This is a genomic window from Allomuricauda sp. TY007 (genome assembly GCF_010468565.1).
GTDB lineage: Bacteria > Bacteroidota > Bacteroidia > Flavobacteriales > Flavobacteriaceae > Flagellimonas.
Window position 1 is genome coordinate 33,155 of sequence record NZ_WUEG01000003.1, and the last position, 22,834, is coordinate 55,988.

Annotated in this window: 19 protein-coding genes; 18 read left to right on the forward strand and 1 reads right to left on the reverse strand. The window is 41.3% G+C overall.

The features are described from left to right. Positions 1 to 40 precede the first annotated feature (40 nt). Positions 41 to 1,054 carry a glycoside hydrolase gene (locus GO009_RS03585; RefSeq protein ID WP_163624849.1) on the reverse strand — a complete coding sequence of 338 codons (1,014 nt, stop codon included), beginning with the start codon at positions 1,052 to 1,054 and terminating at the stop codon, positions 41 to 43. A gap of 128 nt (positions 1,055 to 1,182) precedes the next feature. On the opposite strand from GO009_RS03585, the gene GO009_RS03590 reads away from it, so the two are divergent. The 18 genes from GO009_RS03590 to GO009_RS03675 all read left to right on the forward strand — a co-directional run bounded on the left by GO009_RS03590 (position 1,183) and on the right by GO009_RS03675 (position 22,733). Beyond that, positions 1,183 to 2,532, forward strand: a complete 1,350-nt coding sequence (locus tag GO009_RS03590) for an NAD(P)/FAD-dependent oxidoreductase (RefSeq protein ID WP_163624850.1) — start codon at positions 1,183 to 1,185, stop codon at positions 2,530 to 2,532. A 9-nt stretch (positions 2,533 to 2,541) separates the two neighbouring features. Next, complete coding sequence (locus tag GO009_RS03595) at positions 2,542 to 4,146, forward strand: 4Fe-4S dicluster domain-containing protein (RefSeq protein WP_163624851.1); 1,605 nt, start codon at positions 2,542 to 2,544, stop codon at positions 4,144 to 4,146. A 78-nt stretch (positions 4,147 to 4,224) separates the two neighbouring features. After that, entirely contained in the window at positions 4,225 to 4,914 is a 690-nt protein-coding gene (locus GO009_RS03600) for a glycosyltransferase family 2 protein (protein WP_163624852.1), read from the forward strand. Beyond that, complete coding sequence (locus tag GO009_RS03605) at positions 4,914 to 6,398, forward strand: cellulose synthase family protein (RefSeq protein WP_163624853.1); 1,485 nt, start codon at positions 4,914 to 4,916, stop codon at positions 6,396 to 6,398. Before GO009_RS03600 ends, GO009_RS03605 begins: the two co-directional genes overlap by 1 nt. 9 nt (positions 6,399 to 6,407) lie before the next feature. Continuing rightward, positions 6,408 to 7,760 (forward strand): polyprenol phosphomannose-dependent alpha 1,6 mannosyltransferase MptB, encoded by a 1,353-nt coding sequence (gene mptB / locus GO009_RS03610; protein WP_163624854.1) that lies wholly within the window; start codon positions 6,408 to 6,410, stop codon positions 7,758 to 7,760. A 220-nt stretch (positions 7,761 to 7,980) separates the two neighbouring features. After that, positions 7,981 to 8,595 carry a GNAT family N-acetyltransferase gene (locus tag GO009_RS03615; protein ID WP_163624855.1) on the forward strand — a complete coding sequence of 205 codons (615 nt, stop codon included), beginning with the start codon at positions 7,981 to 7,983 and terminating at the stop codon, positions 8,593 to 8,595. 74 nt (positions 8,596 to 8,669) lie between these two features. Continuing rightward, on the forward strand, positions 8,670 to 9,857 hold the full coding sequence (argG, locus tag GO009_RS03620; protein ID WP_163624856.1) for an argininosuccinate synthase: 1,188 nt from the start codon (positions 8,670 to 8,672) through the stop codon (positions 9,855 to 9,857). Further along, on the forward strand, positions 9,854 to 10,828 hold the full coding sequence (gene argC / locus GO009_RS03625; RefSeq protein ID WP_163624857.1) for an N-acetyl-gamma-glutamyl-phosphate reductase: 975 nt from the start codon (positions 9,854 to 9,856) through the stop codon (positions 10,826 to 10,828). Before argG ends, argC begins: the two co-directional genes overlap by 4 nt. Before the next feature lie 109 nt (positions 10,829 to 10,937). Further along, positions 10,938 to 11,732, forward strand: a complete 795-nt coding sequence (gene proC, locus GO009_RS03630) for a pyrroline-5-carboxylate reductase (RefSeq protein WP_163624858.1) — start codon at positions 10,938 to 10,940, stop codon at positions 11,730 to 11,732. Positions 11,733 to 11,734: 2 nt separating this feature from the next. Then, positions 11,735 to 12,862: an aspartate aminotransferase family protein gene (locus GO009_RS03635; protein WP_163624859.1), complete on the forward strand. Its 1,128-nt coding sequence runs from the start codon at positions 11,735 to 11,737 to the stop codon at positions 12,860 to 12,862. After that, on the forward strand, positions 12,859 to 13,797 hold the full coding sequence (locus tag GO009_RS03640) for an acetylornithine carbamoyltransferase (protein ID WP_163624860.1): 939 nt from the start codon (positions 12,859 to 12,861) through the stop codon (positions 13,795 to 13,797). The genes GO009_RS03635 and GO009_RS03640 overlap by 4 nt, the downstream gene beginning before the upstream one ends. Further along, positions 13,794 to 14,540, forward strand: coding sequence for an SDR family NAD(P)-dependent oxidoreductase (locus GO009_RS03645; protein WP_163624861.1), 747 nt, complete (start codon positions 13,794 to 13,796; stop codon positions 14,538 to 14,540). The genes GO009_RS03640 and GO009_RS03645 overlap by 4 nt, the downstream gene beginning before the upstream one ends. A gap of 1 nt (position 14,541) precedes the next feature. Next, positions 14,542 to 15,321: an acetylglutamate kinase gene (gene argB / locus GO009_RS03650; protein WP_163624862.1), complete on the forward strand. Its 780-nt coding sequence runs from the start codon at positions 14,542 to 14,544 to the stop codon at positions 15,319 to 15,321. After that, positions 15,318 to 16,388, forward strand: a complete 1,071-nt coding sequence (locus GO009_RS03655; RefSeq protein ID WP_203532310.1) for a M20 family metallo-hydrolase — start codon at positions 15,318 to 15,320, stop codon at positions 16,386 to 16,388. The genes argB and GO009_RS03655 overlap by 4 nt, the downstream gene beginning before the upstream one ends. A 94-nt stretch (positions 16,389 to 16,482) precedes the next feature. Next, positions 16,483 to 17,769: an argininosuccinate lyase gene (argH, locus tag GO009_RS03660; RefSeq protein ID WP_163624863.1), complete on the forward strand. Its 1,287-nt coding sequence runs from the start codon at positions 16,483 to 16,485 to the stop codon at positions 17,767 to 17,769. A gap of 151 nt (positions 17,770 to 17,920) precedes the next feature. Continuing rightward, positions 17,921 to 19,411 carry a hypothetical protein gene (locus GO009_RS03665; RefSeq protein ID WP_163624864.1) on the forward strand — a complete coding sequence of 497 codons (1,491 nt, stop codon included), beginning with the start codon at positions 17,921 to 17,923 and terminating at the stop codon, positions 19,409 to 19,411. 210 nt (positions 19,412 to 19,621) lie between these two features. Then, a complete protein-coding gene (locus tag GO009_RS03670; protein WP_163624865.1) occupies positions 19,622 to 20,359 on the forward strand; it encodes a hypothetical protein in 738 nt (245 codons plus the stop codon). Positions 20,360 to 20,543: 184 nt separating this feature from the next. Next, complete coding sequence (locus GO009_RS03675; protein ID WP_163624866.1) at positions 20,544 to 22,733, forward strand: DUF5916 domain-containing protein; 2,190 nt, start codon at positions 20,544 to 20,546, stop codon at positions 22,731 to 22,733. The last annotated feature ends 101 nt before the right edge of the window (positions 22,734 to 22,834 follow it).

The following is a 22,834-nucleotide window of genomic DNA, read 5'->3' on the forward strand; positions in this document are numbered from 1 at the left end:
TACGATTTAAGATAAAAATTCCCACAAAATAATCAACAAACTATGAACTTGATCTCTTCACTTGGGCATATTGTCTTCTAATTACCGATTCCGCAGGTTTGTTTTGCGGGGTAAAACGGTTGTCCTCGTGGCCTCCAACTTGATCGTGCTGCATAAACCATTTCCAGACAAAACCTCCGGCAAACCAATCTTCGTTCCAGAACTCATCAAAAAGTACCTGCGTGGCATCTGCCTGTGCCTTAAGATTCACGTTCATCTCGTTACGATCCACCAACCATGGCTTTTTGCCCGTAAAATCCATGCTGCGATACCCAAATTCCGTGAATAAAATGGGCCTGTCCTCTTGTTTTGCGAGTTCGCGCATTTTGGTCTTCCAAGGCTGCCAACCCTCTGTAAGTGTTTCAATTGTGGGATTCTGTTTTTCGCACAAGGGAAAATAGGCGTTCACACCAATATAATCCAATTCCGACCAAAACGGCGTCTTTGCATATTCGTCCCAATTGGCAGCATAAGTAATCTTGCCCGTGTAGACCTCCCTTACTTTTTGAATAAGATCGTTCCAAAATTCAGGTCGCTCGTTCACAAAAGTCTTTAGCTCTGTCCCGATACAAAATATATCGCTTTGGGTTTCTTCGGCCATTTGCGCATATAATAAAATGAACTTTTCATAAGATGCCTCCAACTTTTTCCAATCTTCTTCCGTAGGCATCTTCATATTGCCCGTAAATTCACCTCTGTGAATCCATATTTGAGGTTTCACCATGACCATCACACCATTTTGATGCAATTTTTGAATATACTGCCGGGCTCCTTCCCTTCGTTCTCCATACCATTGGCGTTCAGAATCAAAGACTAACTCCGGTGAATCCAAATCCCGAATAAAACCAAAAGGCATAATGGCGGCATAATTGGCTTGCACATCAAGAACAGGATCAATATGATGTTGTGCCACTTCCTCTCTGGACGAGACAAAACTGACACCATTTACCTTGTCAAACTTGCTACTGGCACAAGAGGCCAAAACAAGTACCCATGAAAAAATCAACTTCTTCATAATGATGATAGACCCTTCTAAAATAATAATTTTAAAACAGCTATAAGCTGCTAAATTCTTATTAATTTTCATTTCACTGTTAAGTTCTTTCCGCAAAACTCGACACATAAAACAATCAAACCCAACCCATGGAACACATTGTCATCATCGGAAATGGAATTGCAGGCGTTACCGCCGCTAGGCACATCCGAAAACTTTCCGACAAAAAAATCACTGTTATTTCGGCCGAATCCAAGTATTTTTTTTCGAGGACAGCTTTGATGTATGTGTACATGGGCCACATGAAGTTTGAACATACCCAACCCTACGAAAACCACTTCTGGAAGAAAAACAGAATCGAGTTGGTACAAGGTTATGTTACTAAAGTAAATACTGAAGAAAAATCGCTTCAAATTGATGGGGCACCAGATCTCAACTACGATAAACTTATTATTGCCACTGGATCAAAACCCAACAAATTTGGATGGCCCGGACAAGATCTGGATGGTGTTCAAGGACTGTATTCCAAACAAGACCTGGAATTGTTGGAAGAAAATGCGCCCAACAACAAGGTGTGCAAACGTGCCGTGATCGTAGGTGGCGGGCTAATTGGCATTGAATTGACCGAAATGCTGCGCACTCGCGATATTCCCGTTACTTTTTTGGTCCGTGAAAGCAGTTTTTGGAACGGAGTGCTGCCTCAAGGTGAATCCGAAATGATCAATGAGCACATACGCGAACATCATATTGATTTGCGTTTGGGTGCTTCGTTAAAAGAAATCAAACCAGACGAAAATGGAAAGGTAAAATCCATTGTGGTCGAAGAAACCGGGGAAGAAATTGAATGTAATTTAGTTGGATTGACGGCGGGCGTTACTCCAAACATTGATTTCCTCAAAGATTCTGGAATTGAATTAGGCCGTGGTGTAAAAGTGAATCGGTTTTTGGAGACCAACATTGAAGATGTGTACGCCATTGGCGATTGTGCGGAACAGCACAAAGCTATTGGAAACCGACGCCCTATTGAAGCCGTTTGGTACACAGGCCGTATGATGGGCGAAACCCTTGCCCAGACCATCTGCGGCAACCGAATGGAATACAAACCAGGGCATTGGTTCAACTCTGCCAAGTTCCTGGATATTGAATATCAAACCTATGGTTGGGTATTTTCAGAGCAAAGAAAAAAAGAAAATGAAGCGCATTTTCATTGGCGACATCCCAACCAAAAAATCTGTATCACGATAGCTTTTGATAAAGATTCCGAAACCGTATTGGGCATCAACACTTTCGGGATTCGTTTACGCCACGAAATTTTTGATGGATGGCTCAGTGAAAAAAGAACAGTTGATTTTGTAATGGAACACCTCAGAGATGCCAATTTTGACCCTGAATTTTATAAAAATTTTGAATCTGATATTGTTGCAAAATACAATTCCGATTTTGGAAAATCCATCATCCTGAAAAAGAAAAACCTAAAACGCATTTTCAAGATTGCTTAAGCTATAATTATGAATACCTATAATAAAAGTATGGCCTTAACGGGCGAACCACCAAAAAGTTTGAGTATTGGCCAAAAACTTGCCGTTCTTTTGGGATTATCAGGACTGGGCATTTTGCTTTTGGCCGTTTTAAATGTCGGCTTTCCTAACAAAACCTTGTGGTTAACCCTGTCCTTATCTGCCATCAGCATTGGAATCATTTGGTTTTCATGGAATGCCTATTCCAATAAACTTCCTGGCATTAAAAATGATGGGGTTTGGTTCAAGTCCATTTCCAGCCGAGGTTTATGGGGCTGGGTTGCCGGTTTGGCATTGACGGGCTTCTATATCGTACTCTATTTTTATCCAGAATATCTCGGTTTGGTGAGCGAGGGCGACAATAAAGGTGTTATAGGCCTTTTTGACCCGCTCAGCAAATTTTTGAACGGCGGACCTGCAAGCCAATGGTTTGTATATGGAACTCTTTACACTGTTGCTATTTTGGTTTTCGGCATCAAGTTCCTTTGGAAATATCGCCATAATCGATACGAAAAATTGCGGACGCTGAGCGTAATGTTCTTTCAAACAGGTTTTGCCTTTATCATACCGGAACTAATGGCCCGCTTGAACGGCCACAAAATTTTGAATGGTGGAAGTTTACCTTATTATGACCTCAAAAATATTTGGCCCCTCAACTATTATAATTTTGAAGGATATCGCATCAAAATGTTTTTAAGTTCCGGAGATATTGGTTTTGCCCTATTGATCTTCGGAATTCTCTCCATTTTTGTGATAACCCCCATCCTAACCTATAAATATGGTAAAAGATGGTACTGTTCTTGGGTCTGCGGATGTGGAGGGTTGGCAGAAACCGCTGGTGACTCCTTTAGGCAATTGAGCGACAAATCCACATTTGCCTGGAAAGTGGAACGTTGGGTAGTACACAGCGTAGTGGTATTCGTAACTCTGATGACAACTGCAGTCATTTATTCCTATTTGGGAACGGATACAAGCAAATACTGGTTGACCAAAAGCTCGTTTTTGATTGGGGTTGCCGTATTACTGACATTGGTGTTTGGTTGGGCCATGATTTTTAAACGAGATCAGCTTCAAAAAGATGCACGGTACGGAGCCATTGGTTACTTTGTAATCATCATAGCACTTATCGGATTTCACTTTTTCAGTGGGGAAGGCGAAGTTTTCCTTTTCAAGTCGGGAACACTTCGTAAATCATATTCTTTTTTAATCGGCAGTATATTTTCAGGGGTTATTGGAACAGGCTTCTACCCCATCTTCGGAAGCAGGGTCTGGTGCCGATTTGGTTGTCCTATGGCCGCCATCCTCGGTTTTCAGCAAAAATTGTTCTCCCGATTCAGGATTACAACCAATGGTGGACAATGCATTTCATGTGGAAACTGTTCTACCTATTGCGAAATGGGCATCGATGTACGCGCCTATGCCCAAAAAGGAGAGAACATTGTAAGGGCCAGTTGTGTTGGCTGCGGTATTTGCTCGGCTGTTTGTCCAAGAGGCGTCCTCAAATTGGAAAATGGCCCTTTGGAGGGTAGAATAGATAGCAACCAAGTATTACTGGGTAACGATGTAGACCTGATGACATTGGTGAACAAAAAGTAAATTATCCTTCTTATTGAAAGTGAAATCCAAGGAAAATTTTAAGTTTGCCTACCACTAACTAAAATTGATTCCCAGCCAATGGCGGATATCAAAGTTATTATCCCAGCAATCAACGAAGCAGATTCCATTGGTTTGGTGGTCTCGGAAATTCCCAGCCACGTATCCGAAATTGTGGTCGTTGACAATGGTTCCGAAGATGAAACCGTTGCAAATGCAACAAAAGCAGGGGCAACCGTAATTACGGAAAACCGCAAGGGCTATGGGTTTGCCTGTTTAAAGGGATTAAATTACATATCCGAACGATCCAAAACACCCGACATTATCGTATTTATCGACGGAGATTATTCTGATTATCCAGAGGAATTGGATAAGATTGTCGCCCCAATTTTGGAAAATGACATCGATTTTGTGGTCGGAGCGCGAAAAAAATCACTTCGCGAACCGGGATCAATGACCCCACAGCAGGTTTTTGGGAACAAATTGGCCACATTCCTAATGCGATTGTTTTTTAGGTCGAAATTTACGGATTTGGGACCTTTCAGGGCGATAAAATATGAAAAGCTCAAAGAATTAAAAATGCAGGACACCACTTACGGATGGACGGTGGAAATGCAATTAAAAGTTTTAAGAAAAAAAATGTCATATATCGAAGTACCAGTACGTTACAAACGAAGAATTGGCGTGTCAAAAGTATCAGGTACGGTAAAAGGTACTATATTTGCTGGCATAAAAATATTGGGTTGGATCTTTAAATACAGTTTAAAATAATGGGACTCGCTATCGCTTACATCATCATTGCTATTTATAGTTTCGCCTTACTTTTAATTTTCTTCTATAGCCTTGCGCAGTTGAATCTCTTGATCAACTATCTCGGTTACAAAAAGCGAAACGAAGAAGCCCCAAAATTCAACCTTCTCGATCCCAAAGAAATTCCATTCGTTACCATTCAACTTCCTATCTACAACGAGGAATATGTAATGGAGCGTTTATTGGACAACATTGCCAAAATAGAATACCCTAAAAGCAAACTGGAAATCCAGGTATTGGACGATTCCACCGATGATTCTGTGACTGAAACAGCTCAAAGAGTGCAGGAACTTCAGGAATCTGGATTGGACATTCAGCACATCCGAAGGGAAAACAGACAAGGATTTAAAGCCGGTGCCCTAAAAGAAGGGCTCGAAATCGCCAAAGGGGATTTCATTGCCATTTTTGATGCCGACTTCCTTCCCGAAGCCGATTGGCTCAAAAAAACAGTCCCCTACTTTAAAGATGAAGAAATCGGTGTGGTACAGACCCGCTGGGGGCATATCAACAGAGATTATTCCACTTTGACCCGCATTCAGGCCTTTGCTTTGGATGCCCACTTTACCTTGGAACAAGTTGGAAGAAACTCCAAAGGGCACTTCATCAACTTTAACGGTACAGCAGGTATCTGGAGAAAGCAATGCATTCTTGATGCTGGAAACTGGGAAGGCGATACCCTTACCGAAGATTTGGATTTGAGCTACCGCGCCCAATTGAAAAACTGGAAGTTCAAGTATTTGGAAGATGTGGAAACACCTGCCGAGCTTCCTGTAGTAATAAGTGCCGCACGCTCACAACAGTTCCGTTGGAACAAAGGTGGCGCCGAAAACTTTAGAAAAACCGTATTAAGCGTTATTACGGCCAAAAACATACCGTTCAAAACTAAGTTCCATGGCGTAATGCACCTATTGAACAGTTCCATGTTCCTTTGTGTATTTATCGTGGCCTTATTGAGTATTCCCATGCTCTACATCAAAAATACGTATGGCCATTTAGGTTGGGTGTTCGAGGTAACCAGCTTTTTCATACTAAGTACCATTATATTATTTGTGTGCTATTGGTTTACCTACAAGAGTATTCAGGGCAGTAGTTTTGACAACTTTGTGGACTACATCAAACTCTTCTTCACCTTCTTCTCAGTGGCATTGGGCTTTTCTTTGCACAATACCGTGGCTGTTTTGGAAGGACATTTGGGTAAACGAAGTGAATTTGTACGGACTCCAAAATTCAACATCAACAGTATTAAGGATACCTGGAAGGGCAACAAATATTTGACCAACAAATTATCGCCCAACATGATCTTGGAGTTTGCCTTGATGATTTATTTCCTTTTCGGAATGTACAGCGCCATACCATTGAACGACTACGGATTGTTCCCTTTCCACCTCATGTTGTTCCTAGGTTTTGGGTTTGTATTCTTTAAATCCTTAACTTCCAAGGCATAAACCACCACCATGCAATCTTATTGGCGACTGCACAGATACCCGATACTATTTGCTGTAGCCTGTATGTTATTCTACTGGAGTTTTGCTTACAACTTGGTCCGTACCGATTTTGTAAAGCTGTTCATGCTATTTGGAGCTCTATTTTTTCTATGCTACAAACTCATACAGTTCGAAAAATGGAACTTTAAGTTACTTCTGGTCATTGGAATCCTCTTTCGATTGGTTTTCCTAATTGCAGAACCTAATCTCTCACAAGATTTCTACCGCTTCATTTGGGATGGCGAACTCATCAAAAACGGCATCAATCCATATTTGTACACCCCCGACCAAATTATGGAAAAGGGTATGGTGTCATTTCCCAGCATGAATGAGCTCCATGAAGGTATGAGCACCCTTAACGCTAGGCACTACAGCAACTATCCGCCAGTTAACCAAGTTCTGTTTGCACTCGCATCAATTTTAGGTGGAGGAAGTGTGATGGGTTCCATGATTGCCATGCGTTTGACAGTAATCGCAGCAGACTTGGGCGTACTTTATTTTGGAAGAAAGCTATTGCAAAACCTCAACAAGGCCAACCATTTGGCCTTTTGGTATTTTTTGAACCCACTGGTCATCATTGAACTCACAGGCAACCTTCATTTTGAAGGTGTAATGCTCTTCTTCTTTGTATGGGCCTTGTATCTTATCTCAAAAAGCAAATGGATTTGGGCAACACCCCTTTATGCCATTTCCATAATGGTAAAACTGATGCCACTGATGTTCCTGCCACTTTTTATTAAATACTTCGGATTTAAAAAGAGTGCTGCTTTTTACACTTTGATACTTTTGGGTTGTGCTGCCCTGCTACTCCCGTTTTACTCCCCAGTTTTCATCGATAATTATTCCGATACCGTTGGGCTTTGGTTCTCCAATTTTGAGTTCAATGCCAGCATATACAATGTGGTAAAAAAGATTGCCGTAACCTATTACGATGCCAAACCTTGGGAGTTAATAGATTCCTATGGCTCTTTAATTCAAAAAGTGGTTGTTATTTTCGTATTACTGCTTGCCTTCCTTCGAAAAAACCAAAAACTGGAAAGCGTCATCACATCCATGATGCTTGCATTGGCCTGCTATTATTTCCTCTCCAGCACCGTGCATCCTTGGTATGTAGTGTTTCTTTTGGGCATTGCCATATTTACCGATTACAGGTTTCCACTGGTATGGTCCTGTACCATCATTTTAAGTTATTATGCCTACTCCAACCCCGACTACAAGGAGAATTTGTGGTTGTTAGCCATTGAATACATTTTGGTAATTGGCTTTTTTATTTACGAAATGATAGGTAGTAGGCCAAAAAAGTTATATTTCCTCAAAAAGTAATCGCAACTTTAGTACAGTTCGAATTAATTTGTACTTTAGCTCCAGAATGAAAGGACAACTGTACATATTATCTACTTTGAGCATCGCTGCTCCCATCAGTCCGTTTACTCCCCGCCGTCGTCGCCCGTAAGGGTGCAACATAACTATTGGAAATAGGTGAGTCCATTTCCGCAAAACTTCCAAATACATTTTTTCAATTTTTACAGAATAATCGCTTGCAATGGAAATTATTGTTGCTAACGAATCACATTTTAAATACGCACAGGTCATTAGTGATACCATTACCGAATCGGCCAAAGTTCGAGGTACAGGTATTGCCAGACGTACGCCCGAGTACATCATAAAACGCCTCCAAAACGGAAACGCCATTATTGCCTTGGATGGGGATAAGTTTGCTGGTTTTTGCTATATCGAGGTCTGGGGAAACAAGGACTTTGTAGCCAACTCTGGTTTGATCGTGCATCCCGATTACAGAAATCAAGGACTCGCCAAGAAAATAAAAAAAGCGGTTTTTGATCTATCACGAAAAAAATTCCCCGATGCCAAGATTTTTGGCATCACTACGGGCCTTGCCGTAATGAAAATGAATTACGAGCTGGGCTACAAACCCGTTACCTTTTCCGAACTTACGGATGACCCCGAATTCTGGAAAGGCTGTCAGACCTGTAAGAATTTTGATATTCTAACACGTACCGACAGAAAAATGTGCCTCTGCACTGGAATGCTGCACGACCCAAAAGCTCAAAAACAGCAACCCGAAAAAATAAACAAAAAGGCTTTTAAAAGATTAAAAAGCATAAAAGAGAGCCTTTTTCTTAAAAAGAAAGACAAATAAATCGTCAGTTCGAGCGAGAATAAAACCAGTACATCTCGACTACGCTCGATGTGACAACATAAAGAATCAAAAAAATGGAAAAATTAGTTATAGCCTATAGTGGCGGATTGGATACTTCATACTGTGCCAAATACCTATCGCAAGAAGAAGGTTTTGAAGTGCATGCCGTAAGCGTGAACACGGGAGGCTTCAGCAAAGCTGAAATCGAAGAGATTGAGGAAAAGGCCCTTGCTTTGGGTGCCACTTCCTACACATCCATCGATGCCGTTTTCACGTTTTACGACAAAGTGGTGAAATACCTCATCTTCGGCAATGTACTTCGAAACAATACCTACCCACTTTCCGTGAGTGCGGAAAGGATTGTTCAGGCGATCGAGATAGTGAACCACGCCAAAAAAATCGGTGCCAAGTACATAGCCCATGGAAGTACGGGTGCCGGGAATGATCAGGTCAGATTTGATATGATTTTTCAAATATTGGCCCCTGAAATCAAAATCATAACTCCAATCAGGGATAAAAAATTGGCCAGGGAAGAGGAGATAGAATACCTTCAAAAAAACGGTATCGATTACTCCTGGGAAAAGGCCAAATATTCCGTAAACAGAGGCTTGTGGGGCACATCGGTTGGTGGTGATGAAACCTTGACCTCCAATCTATCCTTGCCCGAAAGTGCCTACCCGAGCCAGTTGGAGAAGGAATTGCCCAAAGAATTAAAATTGACCTTCAAAAATGGGGAATTGGTGGCTTTGGACGGTGAGACCGACACGCCAGTGGCCAATATCGAAAAATTGTCCGCCATAGCATCCAAATATGCCATTGGCAGGGATATTCACGTGGGCGACACCATTATCGGCATCAAGGGAAGAGTGGGTTTTGAAGCTGCGGCCCCATTGATTATTATAAAAGCGCACCATTTGTTGGAAAAACACACCTTGAGCAAATGGCAGCAATACCAAAAAGAGCAAATGGGCAATTTTTATGGGATGCTATTGCACGAAGGAAACTATCTGGACGAGGTAATGCGAAACATTGAAGCCTTTTTGAGCGACACCCAGAAACATGTTTCAGGCGATGTATTCGTGACTTTGCATCCGTACCGATTTGAATTGAACGGAATCACTTCCAAACACGATTTGATGAATGCTTCCTTTGGAAGTTATGGGGAAATGAACAAAGGTTGGACCGCAGATGAAGCCAAAGGATTTATCAAAATTTTGTCCAACTCAGGTAAAATAGCCAACCACGTAAACCAAGATTTATGATCAAAGTTGGAATCATAGGGGGTTCTGGGTATACGGGTGGTGAGCTAATCAGGCTCCTGCTCAACCATCCCAAAACCGAAATTGACTTTGTCTACAGCACCACAAGAGCGGGCAAACCCATTACTTCTGCCCATCAGGATTTGTTGGGGCAAACGGAATTAAAATTTTCTGGAGAGGTAAATCCGGATGTGGATGTGGTTTTCCTTTGTTTGGGACACGGAAATTCAACTTCATTCTTGAACGAGAACAAATTTTCAGTATCAACCAAAATCATAGACCTCAGCAACGATTTCAGGTTACAGTCCGATGCTGTTTTTAATGGCCAACGATTTATTTATGGACTTCCCGAATTGAACAAGTCCGCCATTCAATCGGCGGAGGCCATTGCCAATCCCGGTTGTTTTGCCACCGCGATTCAATTGGCGTTGTTGCCTTTGGCAAAAGCAGGTTTGTTGAGTGATGATGTTCATATCAACGCCGTTACTGGAAGCACTGGAGCAGGTGTTGGATTATCTGCCACTTCTCATTTTAGCTGGAGGAACAACAATGTATCGTGGTACAAGCCTTTTACCCACCAACATTTGGGAGAAATAGGTGAAAGCTTGAATTCCTTCGGAAAGTCTGTGGGAAAATTGATGTTCTTGCCCAATCGTGGCAACTTTACCCGAGGAATCTTGGCAACGGCCTACACCAAATATAATGGCGCCTTGGAAGAAGCTCAACAGTTGTACAACGATTTTTACAAAGACGCTGCATTCACCCACATGTCGGATGAAGAACTGCATCTAAAACAAGTAGTGAACACCAACCAGTGCCACATCCATTTGCACAAGCATGATGATTTGCTTTTGATTACATCTGCCATCGATAATTTAATAAAAGGTGCATCGGGACAGGCAGTACAAAATATGAACCTAATGTTCGGTTTCCCCGAAACCGAAGGTCTGTTGTTGAAGGCAGGCGTATTTTAAAATTACGAGGTCGAGCTGTCACATCGAGCGGAGTCGAGATGCGAGACCACACGCAAAAATTTTGAAACATCTCTCGACTGCGCTCGAGATGACAAAAACTTAAGAAACCATGAAAGTAGCCATCATAGGAGCAGGTAACTTGGGACTGGCCATTGCCAAAGGCATTTTGCACAGCAATGGAGCCACCACCATGTACCTAACCAAAAGAAACACCAAACCCATTCAGGAGTTTGAGAAATATGGAAATGTAACCGTTACTTCCGACAATCAGGAAGCGGTCAAAAATTCGGACATCCTGATTTTTGCGGTACAGCCAGGTCATTTTGCGTCCATATTACAGGAGACCAAAGACCTATTGACCGAGAAACATGTGGTCATCAGTACCATTACTGGTTTCCGCATTCCTAAAATTGAAGAGATTATAGGGGCGGACAAGTTTATCATCCGAAGTATGCCGAACACGGCCATTTCGGTAGGTAAATCCATGACCTGTATTTGCAGCAATGAACTCGGTAAAAAACGTGTGGATTTGGCCAAAGCGATTTTCAACAGAATGGGTCATACCATGGAAATCCCAGAAGAGCAAATGCAGGCTGCAACGGTTATTTGTGCGAGTGGAATTGCCTTTTGGATGCGATTGATTCGAGCCACGACCCAAGGAGCCATTCAATTGGGGTTTGATGCCAAAGAGGCCCAAGAACTGGCCATGCATACCTGCAACGGAGCCGCGAGTCTTTTGATTGAGTCCGGCAGCCATCCTGAAGAAGAAATTGACCGTGTGACCACACCAAAAGGATGCACCATTGAAGGTTTAAATGAAATGGAGCACCAAGGCTTGAGTTCATCATTGATCAGGGGAATTGTATCCTCGTTTGAAAAAATCAGTCAAATCAGAAAAGGATAAAAATGAAATTATTTGACGTATACCCACTATATGATGTGACTCCCGTAAAGGCTAAGGGTATTGAAGTTTGGGATGACAAAGGGCAGAAATATTTGGATTTTTATGGTGGTCATGCCGTAATTTCCATTGGCCATACCCATCCTCATTATGTAAAGCGCATCAAGGAACAACTGGATGAAATGGCATTTTATAGCAATTCAGTTCAAAATCCACTTCAGCAGCAATTGGCCCAAAAACTTGGAGAGCTATCCGGCTGTGAAGATTATGACCTTTTTATGTGCAACTCAGGGGCGGAAGCTAATGAGAATGCATTGAAAATGGCCTCCTTTCATACAGGAAAATCCAAAGTAATCGCATTTACCAATAGCTTTCACGGAAGAACCTCTGCTGCGGTCGCCGCTACGGACAATCCCAGCATAAATGCACCCATCAACAAGCAGCAAGAGGTCACTTTCTTGCCATTGAACGATTTTGATGCCTTTGAAAAAGCTATTGAAAGTGATGCTCATTGTGCCGTAATCATAGAAGCTATACAAGGTGTAGGAGGATTGGATGAACCAACGACCGAGTTCTTTCAATTCATCGCCAACAAATGCAAAGAACACCATGTTGTGCTCATTGCCGACGAAGTGCAGTCGGGCTACGGACGTAGCGGTAAATTTTTTGCTTTTCAACATCACGGTATCGAACCTGACATTATTTCCATTGCGAAAGGAATGGGGAACGGTTTCCCCGTTGGTGGCATACTGATTCATGAAAAATTTAAACCATCGTACGGACTTTTGGGTACCACCTTTGGTGGCAACCATTTGGCTTGTGCTGCCAGTCTTGCAGTTTTAGAGGTTTTGGAAAGTGAAAACCTGATAGAAAATGCATCGGAACTCGGAGCCTATTTTAGGGAAAAAGCTGCTGAGATACCAGAAATCAAAAAAGTAAAGGGGAGAGGATTAATGATTGGACTGGAGCTCGATTTTGAAGTTGCCGCCCTACGTAAAAAAATGATCGTGGAGCAGCACATGTTCACCGGCAGCGCAAAGAACAAAAAGCTATTGCGGTTCTTACCTGCATTGAATATCACAAAAGAGCACATAGACCTATTTTTTGAAGCGCTGAAAAAAGCATTACAATGAAGCATTATTTAACAGTTGACGATATAGAATCACTCCCCGATTGGGTAGATGAAGCAATAACCCTAAAAAAAGACCCCTATAAGTTTGAAGATTTGGGCAAACGGAAAACCATCTGCTTGTTGTTTTTCAACAATAGCCTCAGAACACGTTTGAGCACACAAAAAGCGGCCATGAATCTGGGAATGGAAGTAATGATCATGAATTTTGGCAATGAAGGCTGGGCACTGGAATACGGGGATGGAACCGTAATGGATCAAGGCACTTCGGAACATATTAAGGAAGCTGCGCAAGTGGTGTCCCAATATTCAGATATTGTTGCCATTAGAGCGTTTGCGGGATTAAAGGATAAGGAGAAAGATGAGGCCGAAGAAGTCATTAACGGATTTGCCAAATATGCCACAATTCCCGTGGTAAACATGGAAAGTTCGGTGGGTCACCCGCTTCAGGCATTGGCAGATGCCATAACTTTAAAGGAGAACGAAACAAAAAAGAGGCCTAAAGTGGTGCTTTCTTGGGCTCCACATCCCAAGGCACTGCCTCATGCCGTGGCCAATTCATTTACCCAAATGATGATGAAGCAGGATGCCGATTTTGTCATCACACATCCCGAAGGGTATGAACTAAATCCAGAGATAACCAAGGGGTGTACAATTGAGTATAATCAAGATGAAGCGTTGAAAGATGCCGATTTCGTCTACGTGAAAAACTGGAGCAGTTATTCCGATTATGGTAAAGTATTGAGCAAAGACACTAATTGGACGATTACAAAAGAAAAACTGGGAAATGCAAAGTTTATGCACTGTCTTCCCGTTCGAAGAAATATGATCGTTGAGGATGCTGTTTTGGACAGTGAACAATCTTTGGTGGTAGAGCAAGCCAAAAACAGGGTTTTTTCTGCACAAATCGTATTGAAAAAAATATTGGAAGACAAATGAAACTAAAGGATAAGGTTTGTATAGTGACTGGTGCCACAAGCGGAATGGGGAAATCCATTGCCAAAGGACTTTCTGCCGAAGGAGCTAGGTTGGTACTTTCTGGTAGAAACCAAGAAAGAGGAAAGGCTTTGGAAGAAGAATTGGACAATGCCGTATTCTTGGCAGGCGACATTACGGATCCATCCTATAACAAAAAATTGGTGGAAACGGCCTTGGAAGCCTACGGAAAACTGGATATCCTATCGTTGAATGCGGGCATTCTCGGCATTGGAAATGTTGAGAATCTTTCCATTGATTTATGGCGCAATACCATCGATACCAATTTAAGTTCCATCTTTTATCTTTGTAAATACGCCCTACCACACTTACAGAAACAACCGCAAGGCAATATCTTGATCAATGCATCGATTGCAGCTTTTAAGAGTTTTCCAAATCACCCTGCGTATTGTGCTTCCAAAGCTGCATCCGTAGCCTTGATGAAGCAAATAGCAGTCGATTATGCGCCTAAAATTAGAGTGAATGCTATTTGTCCCGGCCCTGTGGACACTCCCCTATTATGGGAGTCCGCCAAAGCTTTTGAGCAACCAGATACCGCTGTGGAAAATGCGAAAAGGACTACATTGTTAAAAAGGTTGGGCACGCCTGAAGATATTACTAAACTTGTACTTTTTTTAGTATCTGATGATAGTTCATGGATTACGGGAACTACAGTTACCATAGATGGAGGGATTATAAATACATAGCATGAAACAAAAATTATCCGTAGTTAAAATAGGCGGCAACCTCATTGAAGATTCCGAAGGATGCAAGCGAGTATTGGATTTGTTCTCTAAATTGGACGGAAACAAAATATTGGTCCACGGCGGAGGTAAAAAGGCCACGGAATTGGCCAATCAATTAGGTGTAGAATCCAAAATGGTAAATGGACGACGTATCACCAATTCCGAAACCCTCGATATCGCCTTAATGGTCTACGGAGGACTGTACAGTAAGAAAATAGTAGCCAAATTACAGGCTTTGGGAACCGATGCCATTGGAATGAGCGGGGCAGATGCCAATGCGATACGTGCCCACAAAAGACCTAAAAAAAATGTTGATTTCGGTTATGTGGGCGATGTGGATATGGTAAACACTTATGGTATTTTCAAATTGCTCCAAGCAGGTTTCACCCCTATTTTTTGTGCCCTTACCCACGATGGAAAAGGACAAATGTTGAATACCAACGCCGATACCATTGCGGCTGAATTGGCCATAGCCATGTCCGATCAATTTGAGACCACATTATATTATTGCTTCGAGAAAAAAGGAGTACTACAAGATGTTGGAGATGATAACTCAGTGATTCAGCACATCGACTCCAAGGGCTATGATGAGCTTTTGGCGTACGGAATTATAGCGGACGGCATGCTTCCCAAAATGCACAACTGCTTTTATGCCCTACGCAACCATGTTGCCAAAGTATGCGTGGGAAACACCAACATGCTCGAAGCAGATAATTCAGATTATACGACATTGACCTTATGAAAATAACCCAAGACATATTAACCGAAAAAGCCATTGAACTGCTGAAAAAGCTCATCAGCACACCCTCTTTTTCAGGTGAAGAAGATAAAACAGGGGATGCCATTGAAGCTTTTCTGCAAAGTTTTGGTGTAAAAACCCAAAGGCAGCACAACAACATTTATGCTTTCAACAAATATTTTGATGAAAATAAACCAACTTTGCTGCTCAACTCGCACCATGATACCGTTAAACCGAACAGTGCTTATACCAAAGACCCGTTTGATGCCCATGTTGAGGACGGTAAACTCTATGGACTAGGCAGCAATGATGCAGGCGGATGTTTGGTATCCTTATTGACCACATTTGTCCATTTTTATGCGAAAGAAGGTCTAAGTCATAACATCATTATGGCCGCTACGGGCGAGGAAGAGGATGCTGGAGAAAAAAGTATTAGAGCATTGCTCCCTATACTTCCAAAAATAGATGTGGCCATTGTGGGCGAACCCACTTTAATGGATTTGGCCATAGCCGAAAAAGGTTTAGTGGTCTTTGATGCCGTTGTGGAGGGAACCCCATCGCATGCGGCACATCCCAACGACAACAATGCCATATACAACACCATCGAAGTATTACAATGGCTCAAAGATTATTCCTTTGATAAGGTTTCCGATGCTTTAGGGGAGGTAAAACTGACCACGACCCAAATCAATGCCGGGAACCAGCATAACGTGGTACCTGGCCATGTGGATTTGGTTATCGATGTACGTGTGAACGATTGTTACAGCAATCAAGAAATTGCAGATATCCTTCAAAAAGAGGCACCATGCAAAATGACACCTCGCTCGTTACGTTTAAATTCATCTTCCATTGACCCAAATCATGATTTGGTGAAAAGTGGATTGGCCCTTGGCCGAAAAACCTATGGTTCCCCTACCTTGTCCGATCAGGCCGCTCTAAGCTGTCAATCCGTAAAATTGGGACCTGGCGATAGTACACGCTCCCATTCTGCAAACGAATTTATTTTCGTGAAAGAAATAGAAGAAGGAATAGATATTTACATCAAAACCCTAACGGGATTTTTACAATAAATCAAAAGAAATATGGGCCCTGGACGTAGTTGAAGGGCAATACATATCGAAATCATAAGATTCCCGTTTTCACGGGAATGACAAAACTGAAATTATGAAACTCTGGGACAAAGGATTCAGTACCGATAAAAAGATAGACCACTTTACCGTAGGCAACGACCGCGAACTGGATTTGGTATTGGCAAAGTATGATGTGATTGCCTCTAAGGCTCACGCTAAAATGCTGGGCAAAGTAGGGTTGATTTCCGAAGATGAGGCCAAAGATCTTGTAAAAGCTTTGGATGTCATCGCCAAGGACATTCAAAAAGGAAAGTTTACTATCGAAGATGATTTTGAGGACATGCACTCCAAAATCGAATTCATGTTGACGGAAAAATTGGGTGATACCGGTAAAAAAATCCATTCGGCCCGCTCCCGGAACGATCAAGTTTTGGTAGCCATGCAGTTGTACCTTAAAGATGAGCTTACCGAAATCAAAAATCAGGTAAAGGCTCTTTTTGACTTGCTGATGAATCTTGCGGACAAACACAAAAATGTCTTGCTGCCTGGGTACACCCATCTCCAGATTGCGATGCCTTCCTCTTTTGGATTGTGGTTTTCTGCCTATGCCGAGAGCTTGGTGGACGATATGTACTTTGTACAAGCAGCTTATAAAGTTGCTGACCAAAATCCCTTGGGAAGCGCAGCAGGTTACGGAAGCTCTTTCCCTATTGATAGAAGTTTCACAACAGAAGAAATGGAATTCGCTACCCAAAAATACAATGTGGTGGCCGCCCAAATGGGCCGTGGCAAGGTGGAAAAAGCAACAGCCTTTGGAATATCGAGCGTAGCCGCCACCCTATCTAAAATGGCCATGGACATTTGCCTGTACATGAGCCAGAATTTTGATTTTATCTCCTTCCCCAATGAACTCACCACGGGAAGCAGCATTATGCCGCACAAGAAAAACCCAGATGTGTTTGAATTGATCAGGGGCAAGTGCAATAAGATTCAAGCGGTGCCCAACCAATTGATCATGATAATGAACAATTTGCCCAGTGGCTATCACAGGGACCTTCAATTGGTAAAAGAAGTGATTGTACCCGCTTTACAGGACATGCATGCCTGTTTGGAGATGATGACCTTCAGTCTAAAGGAAATCAAGGTAAACAAATCCATTTTGGACGACCCCAAATATGATTACCTCTTTAGTGTGGACACCTTGAACGAACTTGTAAAAAGTGGTATACCTTTCCGCGATGCCTATAAAACTATGGGCAAGGCCATAGAAAATGGCAATTTTAAACCAAAACGCGACATTGACCATACCCATGAGGGCAGCTTGGGCAATTTATGTCTAGAGCAGATAAAAGAGAAAATGGAGAAAGTCTTTAATTTTTAAAGTACAGCTTACTTTTTTAATCTTGGCTCAAATCCGTCAATCCAAATGGGCCATTCGTCAATTGGGCATCAATAATCTCATTGGTTTATAAGAACTTGGGGGTGCTTCGTGCATTATGTATGAAAATACTCCAAGATAAACCTAAAAAACCATGAGAAAAGCCACCTTTTATTCTATAATCCTAATAATCACAATAATCAGTTGTGATAAATCAGAAACAAATGTAGAAATAGAAAAAGATACAAATCCCAAATCAGAAGAAACTGCCATACTCTCAATAAAATCAGAAAACAATACTATCAGTTCTTTAGAATTTGGAGAAGTAGTTGCATCTAATAATAAAACTTTATCAATTATTTTGAATAATACTGGTAATTCCACGCTAAGTATCACAGCAATATCATTCCCAGAGGGTTTCAATGGAAATTGGGTTTCGGGAGAAATCCCTTCAAATAGTCAAAAAACTATTGAAATAACATTTTCTCCAATGGAAATAGTGGAATATTCTGGTAATATTTCTATTACCAGCAATGCAACCAGTCCCATTTCATCTTTCTCGTTATCTGGAACAGGAATTAGTGACGAGTTTGAAGGCGATATAAGCCTTAATAGTAATGAAGAATTGGAAGAGTTTATCGCTAAAGGTTATAAAAGTATTTCAGGTAAACTATCAATGTCATCATCAAAAATTGAAAGTATTGAGCCCTTAAAAGAACTTTCAACTATTGGGTGGTTGGAATTATGGGGCACAAATTGTTCTTCCTTGAAAGGCCTAGAAAACATTTATCTCAAATTTGGAATTCAACTCGTACACAATCACAACCTAATTAATTTGGATTATTTTCCAAATTCAGATAACATAATTAGTGTGAACCTTTTTGAAAACGATAAGCTAGAAAGTATAAATGCCTTGTCCAAATTTACTTCATTCTCCTTTTTTCAAACAAAAGGTAATAAAAGTTTACAAAACTTAGATGGATTACAAAATATTACAAGTATCAGTTCTGACTTAAATATTAGAGAAAACGATTTAATAGAAAATCTAGACTCTTTGTCAAAGCTCCTCTATGTAGGTGGACATCTATGGATAAGTCGTAACGCATCTTTGTATAGTTATTGTGGATTAATCCCATTATTGTCATCTGATGGCCTTAAAGGGACTTTTATAATACCCAAATTAAATAGTTATAACCCCTATCCCGCCTCTGAAATTCTTGACAAATGTGAATTTGAGGTACCTGAAGGTGAATTCTATGGAGATATAATAATTGGGTCACAGAATGAATTGGACTATATTGCTACAAGAGAATATACCAAAATAACAGGAAATCTGAAATTAGTTGATGATACTAATGGCATTGAAAACTATGGCATAAAAGACTTATCTGGACTGAGCTCGCTTCAAAACATTACCGGTGACCTGGTAATAGTAGAGTCTTTTCTCGAAAACTTGAATGGACTTGAAAACTTAGAAACTGTCGGGGGGGATATTCGTATTGAGAGAAATCAACAATTATATGATTTTTGTGGTATTGTACCTTTAATACAATCAGGAAACTACATCACTCTCCAGTATGTTGTTACTGATAATCTTTACAATCCAACGGACACCGATCTACAATTAGGGAATTGTACACCTTAAATAAAAATAAGTTTAAAATCCCAAAAAGGGATATTGACCACACCCATGATAGGTTTTAAAAAGCATTGAAACTGCAAGACCGTTATTAAGTTACTCGGTTATTAGGAAGGTACCAATAATCTATAACTCAATAACTCTTATGACGATAGTATTTGTAGAGACTGAAAGTCTTGCGCTAAAGTGTATAGTTTCAACTAACGACTGTGACCAATGAACCCCTATATAGGCAATGATACTGGTTTGGAAAAAAATAAGAGGAGTCCGCATTTTGGACGCTATCGCCTATGTTTTAATCAAGTATACCCTTTTAGAGAACCATTATATAACAGGTTGGTAATTAAAATCAAAAATACTGTTGAAGCAAAAACAGTTTTTGACAACCTTCCACAGCACATCCAAATCATCCACTTTTTTAAGCAAAAAAATATACGGGAAAACAAATATTGGGATCTCGATTTTTTTGAAGATGACGATACGTTTTTGGTATTTGAAATGCTTTCCGATGTAATATATATTGCTCTGGAGAACATATATTATAGCGTGGTGGAATTGGCCCCTTTTATGGAGGATTGCCATTTTTTTGTCTTTTCCAATGGAGATGGAAACACACATTGGATCGATGAGTATTGTGTTAAAAACAATAAAGTCACTTTAAACAGAAGTTATACCGAAAGCGAAACACATACCGGGCGCTTGGATTTTTATATTAAAAAAGCAGAAGAAAATCCAAAGGACAACAACTTTTTAAAGTTCGTTTTGTTCCACCTTTATGATAGATTACATTCTTGGACAAAAGATTTGGAAAAGTATCCAACAAGAAACAGTGCCAACAACTCATCCCTAAAGGATTCCCACATACACTATTTGAATAAATTATACAGTATTGATCAAGATTGTAAAGATTTATATGCTTTGAACAAAAAATACAATTTCGATTCCATTGTATAATGTCACTTTTATAGTTTGCTTACAAATGTGTTGTTCAAGGAAGACTTTCCAAAGCATAGATTATTTGCGCACTTTATAAAAATTTACTTGGCAATATTATAATTTTCAATAATACAGACACCTCTGTTTTGATTCATTGTTAAAATTCAAGGTAAATTATTACATTTACCTTACTAAACAAGCAATGATCAACCGACACTTTTCAACCCCCGTTATCTTGGCTTTTACCATGCTCTTTTGTACGCTTTCGTTAGCCCAAAAGAAGAATGCCGATTACAAAATCCACCTATTCAAAACCAACGAAACCTTTACCATAGATGGTATTGGCAACGAAGCCACTTGGCAAAAGGCAGAAACTGCCAAGGACTTTTTTATGGTATTGCCCATGGACGATCGCAAGGCCACACAACCCTCGGAAGTAAAAATGGCTTATGATGACAAGCAACTTTACCTCTTGGCCACTTTTTTTAAAACGCCCGGCAATACCTATGTGGTAGAATCGCTCCGTAGGGACTTCTCTTTTGGCGGCAACGATAATTTTCTGTTGTTCATGGACCCTTTTAACAACCAGACCACGGGTTTCAGCTTTGGTGCCAACGCCTATGGGGCGCAGTGGGACGGCACCATGTCCAATGGGGGCAGCATAGACCTCAACTGGGATAGCAAATGGGTGTCCGAAGTACAGAATTATGAGGATAAATGGGTGGTGGAAATGGCCATTCCATTTAAATCCATCAGATACGAAAAAAACGTAACGGAATGGGGCGTTAATTTTTCCAGATTGGATTTGAGTACCAATGAAAAATCGAGCTGGACGCCCATCCCAAGACAGTTCCCTACTGCCTCTTTGGCCTATACCGGCACTATGGTCTGGGACAATCCGCCACCAAAACAGGGGCTCAACTACTCCATTATCCCCTACGTACTGGGCACTGTGGGCAATTCGAGCATAGAAGACATCAGTTATGATAACGAATTTAAAGTTGGGGGCGATGTAAAATTGGGGCTTACTTCCTCTTTGAATTTGGACCTGACCATCAACCCGGATTTTTCTCAGGTTGAAGCTGACCGACAAGTGGCCAATTTAACCAGGTTTGAGCTCTTTTTTCCAGAGAGACGGCAATTTTTCCTTGAAAATGCCGACCTCTTTGCCAGTTTTGGGTACGATGAAATCCGACCTTTCTTTTCACGCAGGATAGGACTGGGCGTCCCCATTATTGCAGGTGCCCGGGTAAGTGGAAACCTTAATAGAAACCTCCGTTTGGGCTTAATGGACATGCAAACCGAAAAAATGGACGAAACAGGTCTTCCCAGTCAAAACTTTGCGGTGCTTTCGCTGCAACAAAAGGTCTTTTCCCGATCCAATATTGGTTTGATGTTTGTAAACAAGGAATCCTTGGACTACGAAGCTATGGCTGACAGCCTAAAAACCGAATACACCAAATTCAATCGAAATTTAGGATTAGAGTACAACTTGGCATCTGCCGATAACAAGTACAACGGAAAGGTATTTATGCTCAAATCCTTTGGACCCGACCCCTCTTATAACGGTTTGGCACAAGGAGCTCATTTGGAATACAGCAGCCGAAATTGGAACTGGCGCGTGCAACAGGAGTATATTTCCTCAAATTTTACCTCCGAAGTGGGTTTTGTACCGCGAAACAATTATATCAAGCTGGAAGGTTCCGTAGGGTATCTGTTTTTGCCCGCAAGCGATAAAGTAGTGAGCCATGGTCCTCAATACACAGGTTTTTATTATTTCAACCCAAGCATGAAGTCTACGGATTATGTATCCATTCTAGGATACGCAGTCAACTTTTTGGACCGTAGCTCTTTGGGGGTAGATGTGTTTAACGAATACGTACAGCTTTTGGCCCCTTTCGACCCCACCAATACCGGCAAAGAGGAGTTGGCAGCCGGTACACAACACCACTGGAACGGGGCTTATATTTCATATAATTCACGTCCTAAAAGTTTGTTTACCTATAATTTCACTACGCGGTTGGGACGCTATTTTTCAAGTGGTTATCGTACCAATATAAATGCGGAATTAGGCTATCGTTTTCAACCCTACGTGAGCTTGGGTGCTAGACTTAGCTACAATAATCTGGATTTGCCCGAACCATGGTACACTACCGATTTTTGGCTTGTAGGCACTGAGGCCGACATTACTTTTACCAACAAACTGTTTTGGAACACGCTGTTTCAGTACAACGAACAAAACAAAAATTTTGGCATCAACTCCCGATTGCAATGGCGCTACGCCCCTGCCTCCGACCTGTTTTTGGTGTTTAACAACAACGAGCAACTATCGCCACTCGAAGGAAATTTATGGTCGTTGACGCTCAAGTTTACGTATTGGTTTAATCGGTGATTTAAATCCGTCAACACAAATAGGGTGTTCACTAGCTAGTTCAGAAGTGTTGAAATAGGTTAGATGACTTCACTTCTAGTGTTGAATTTGTTTTGGTAATC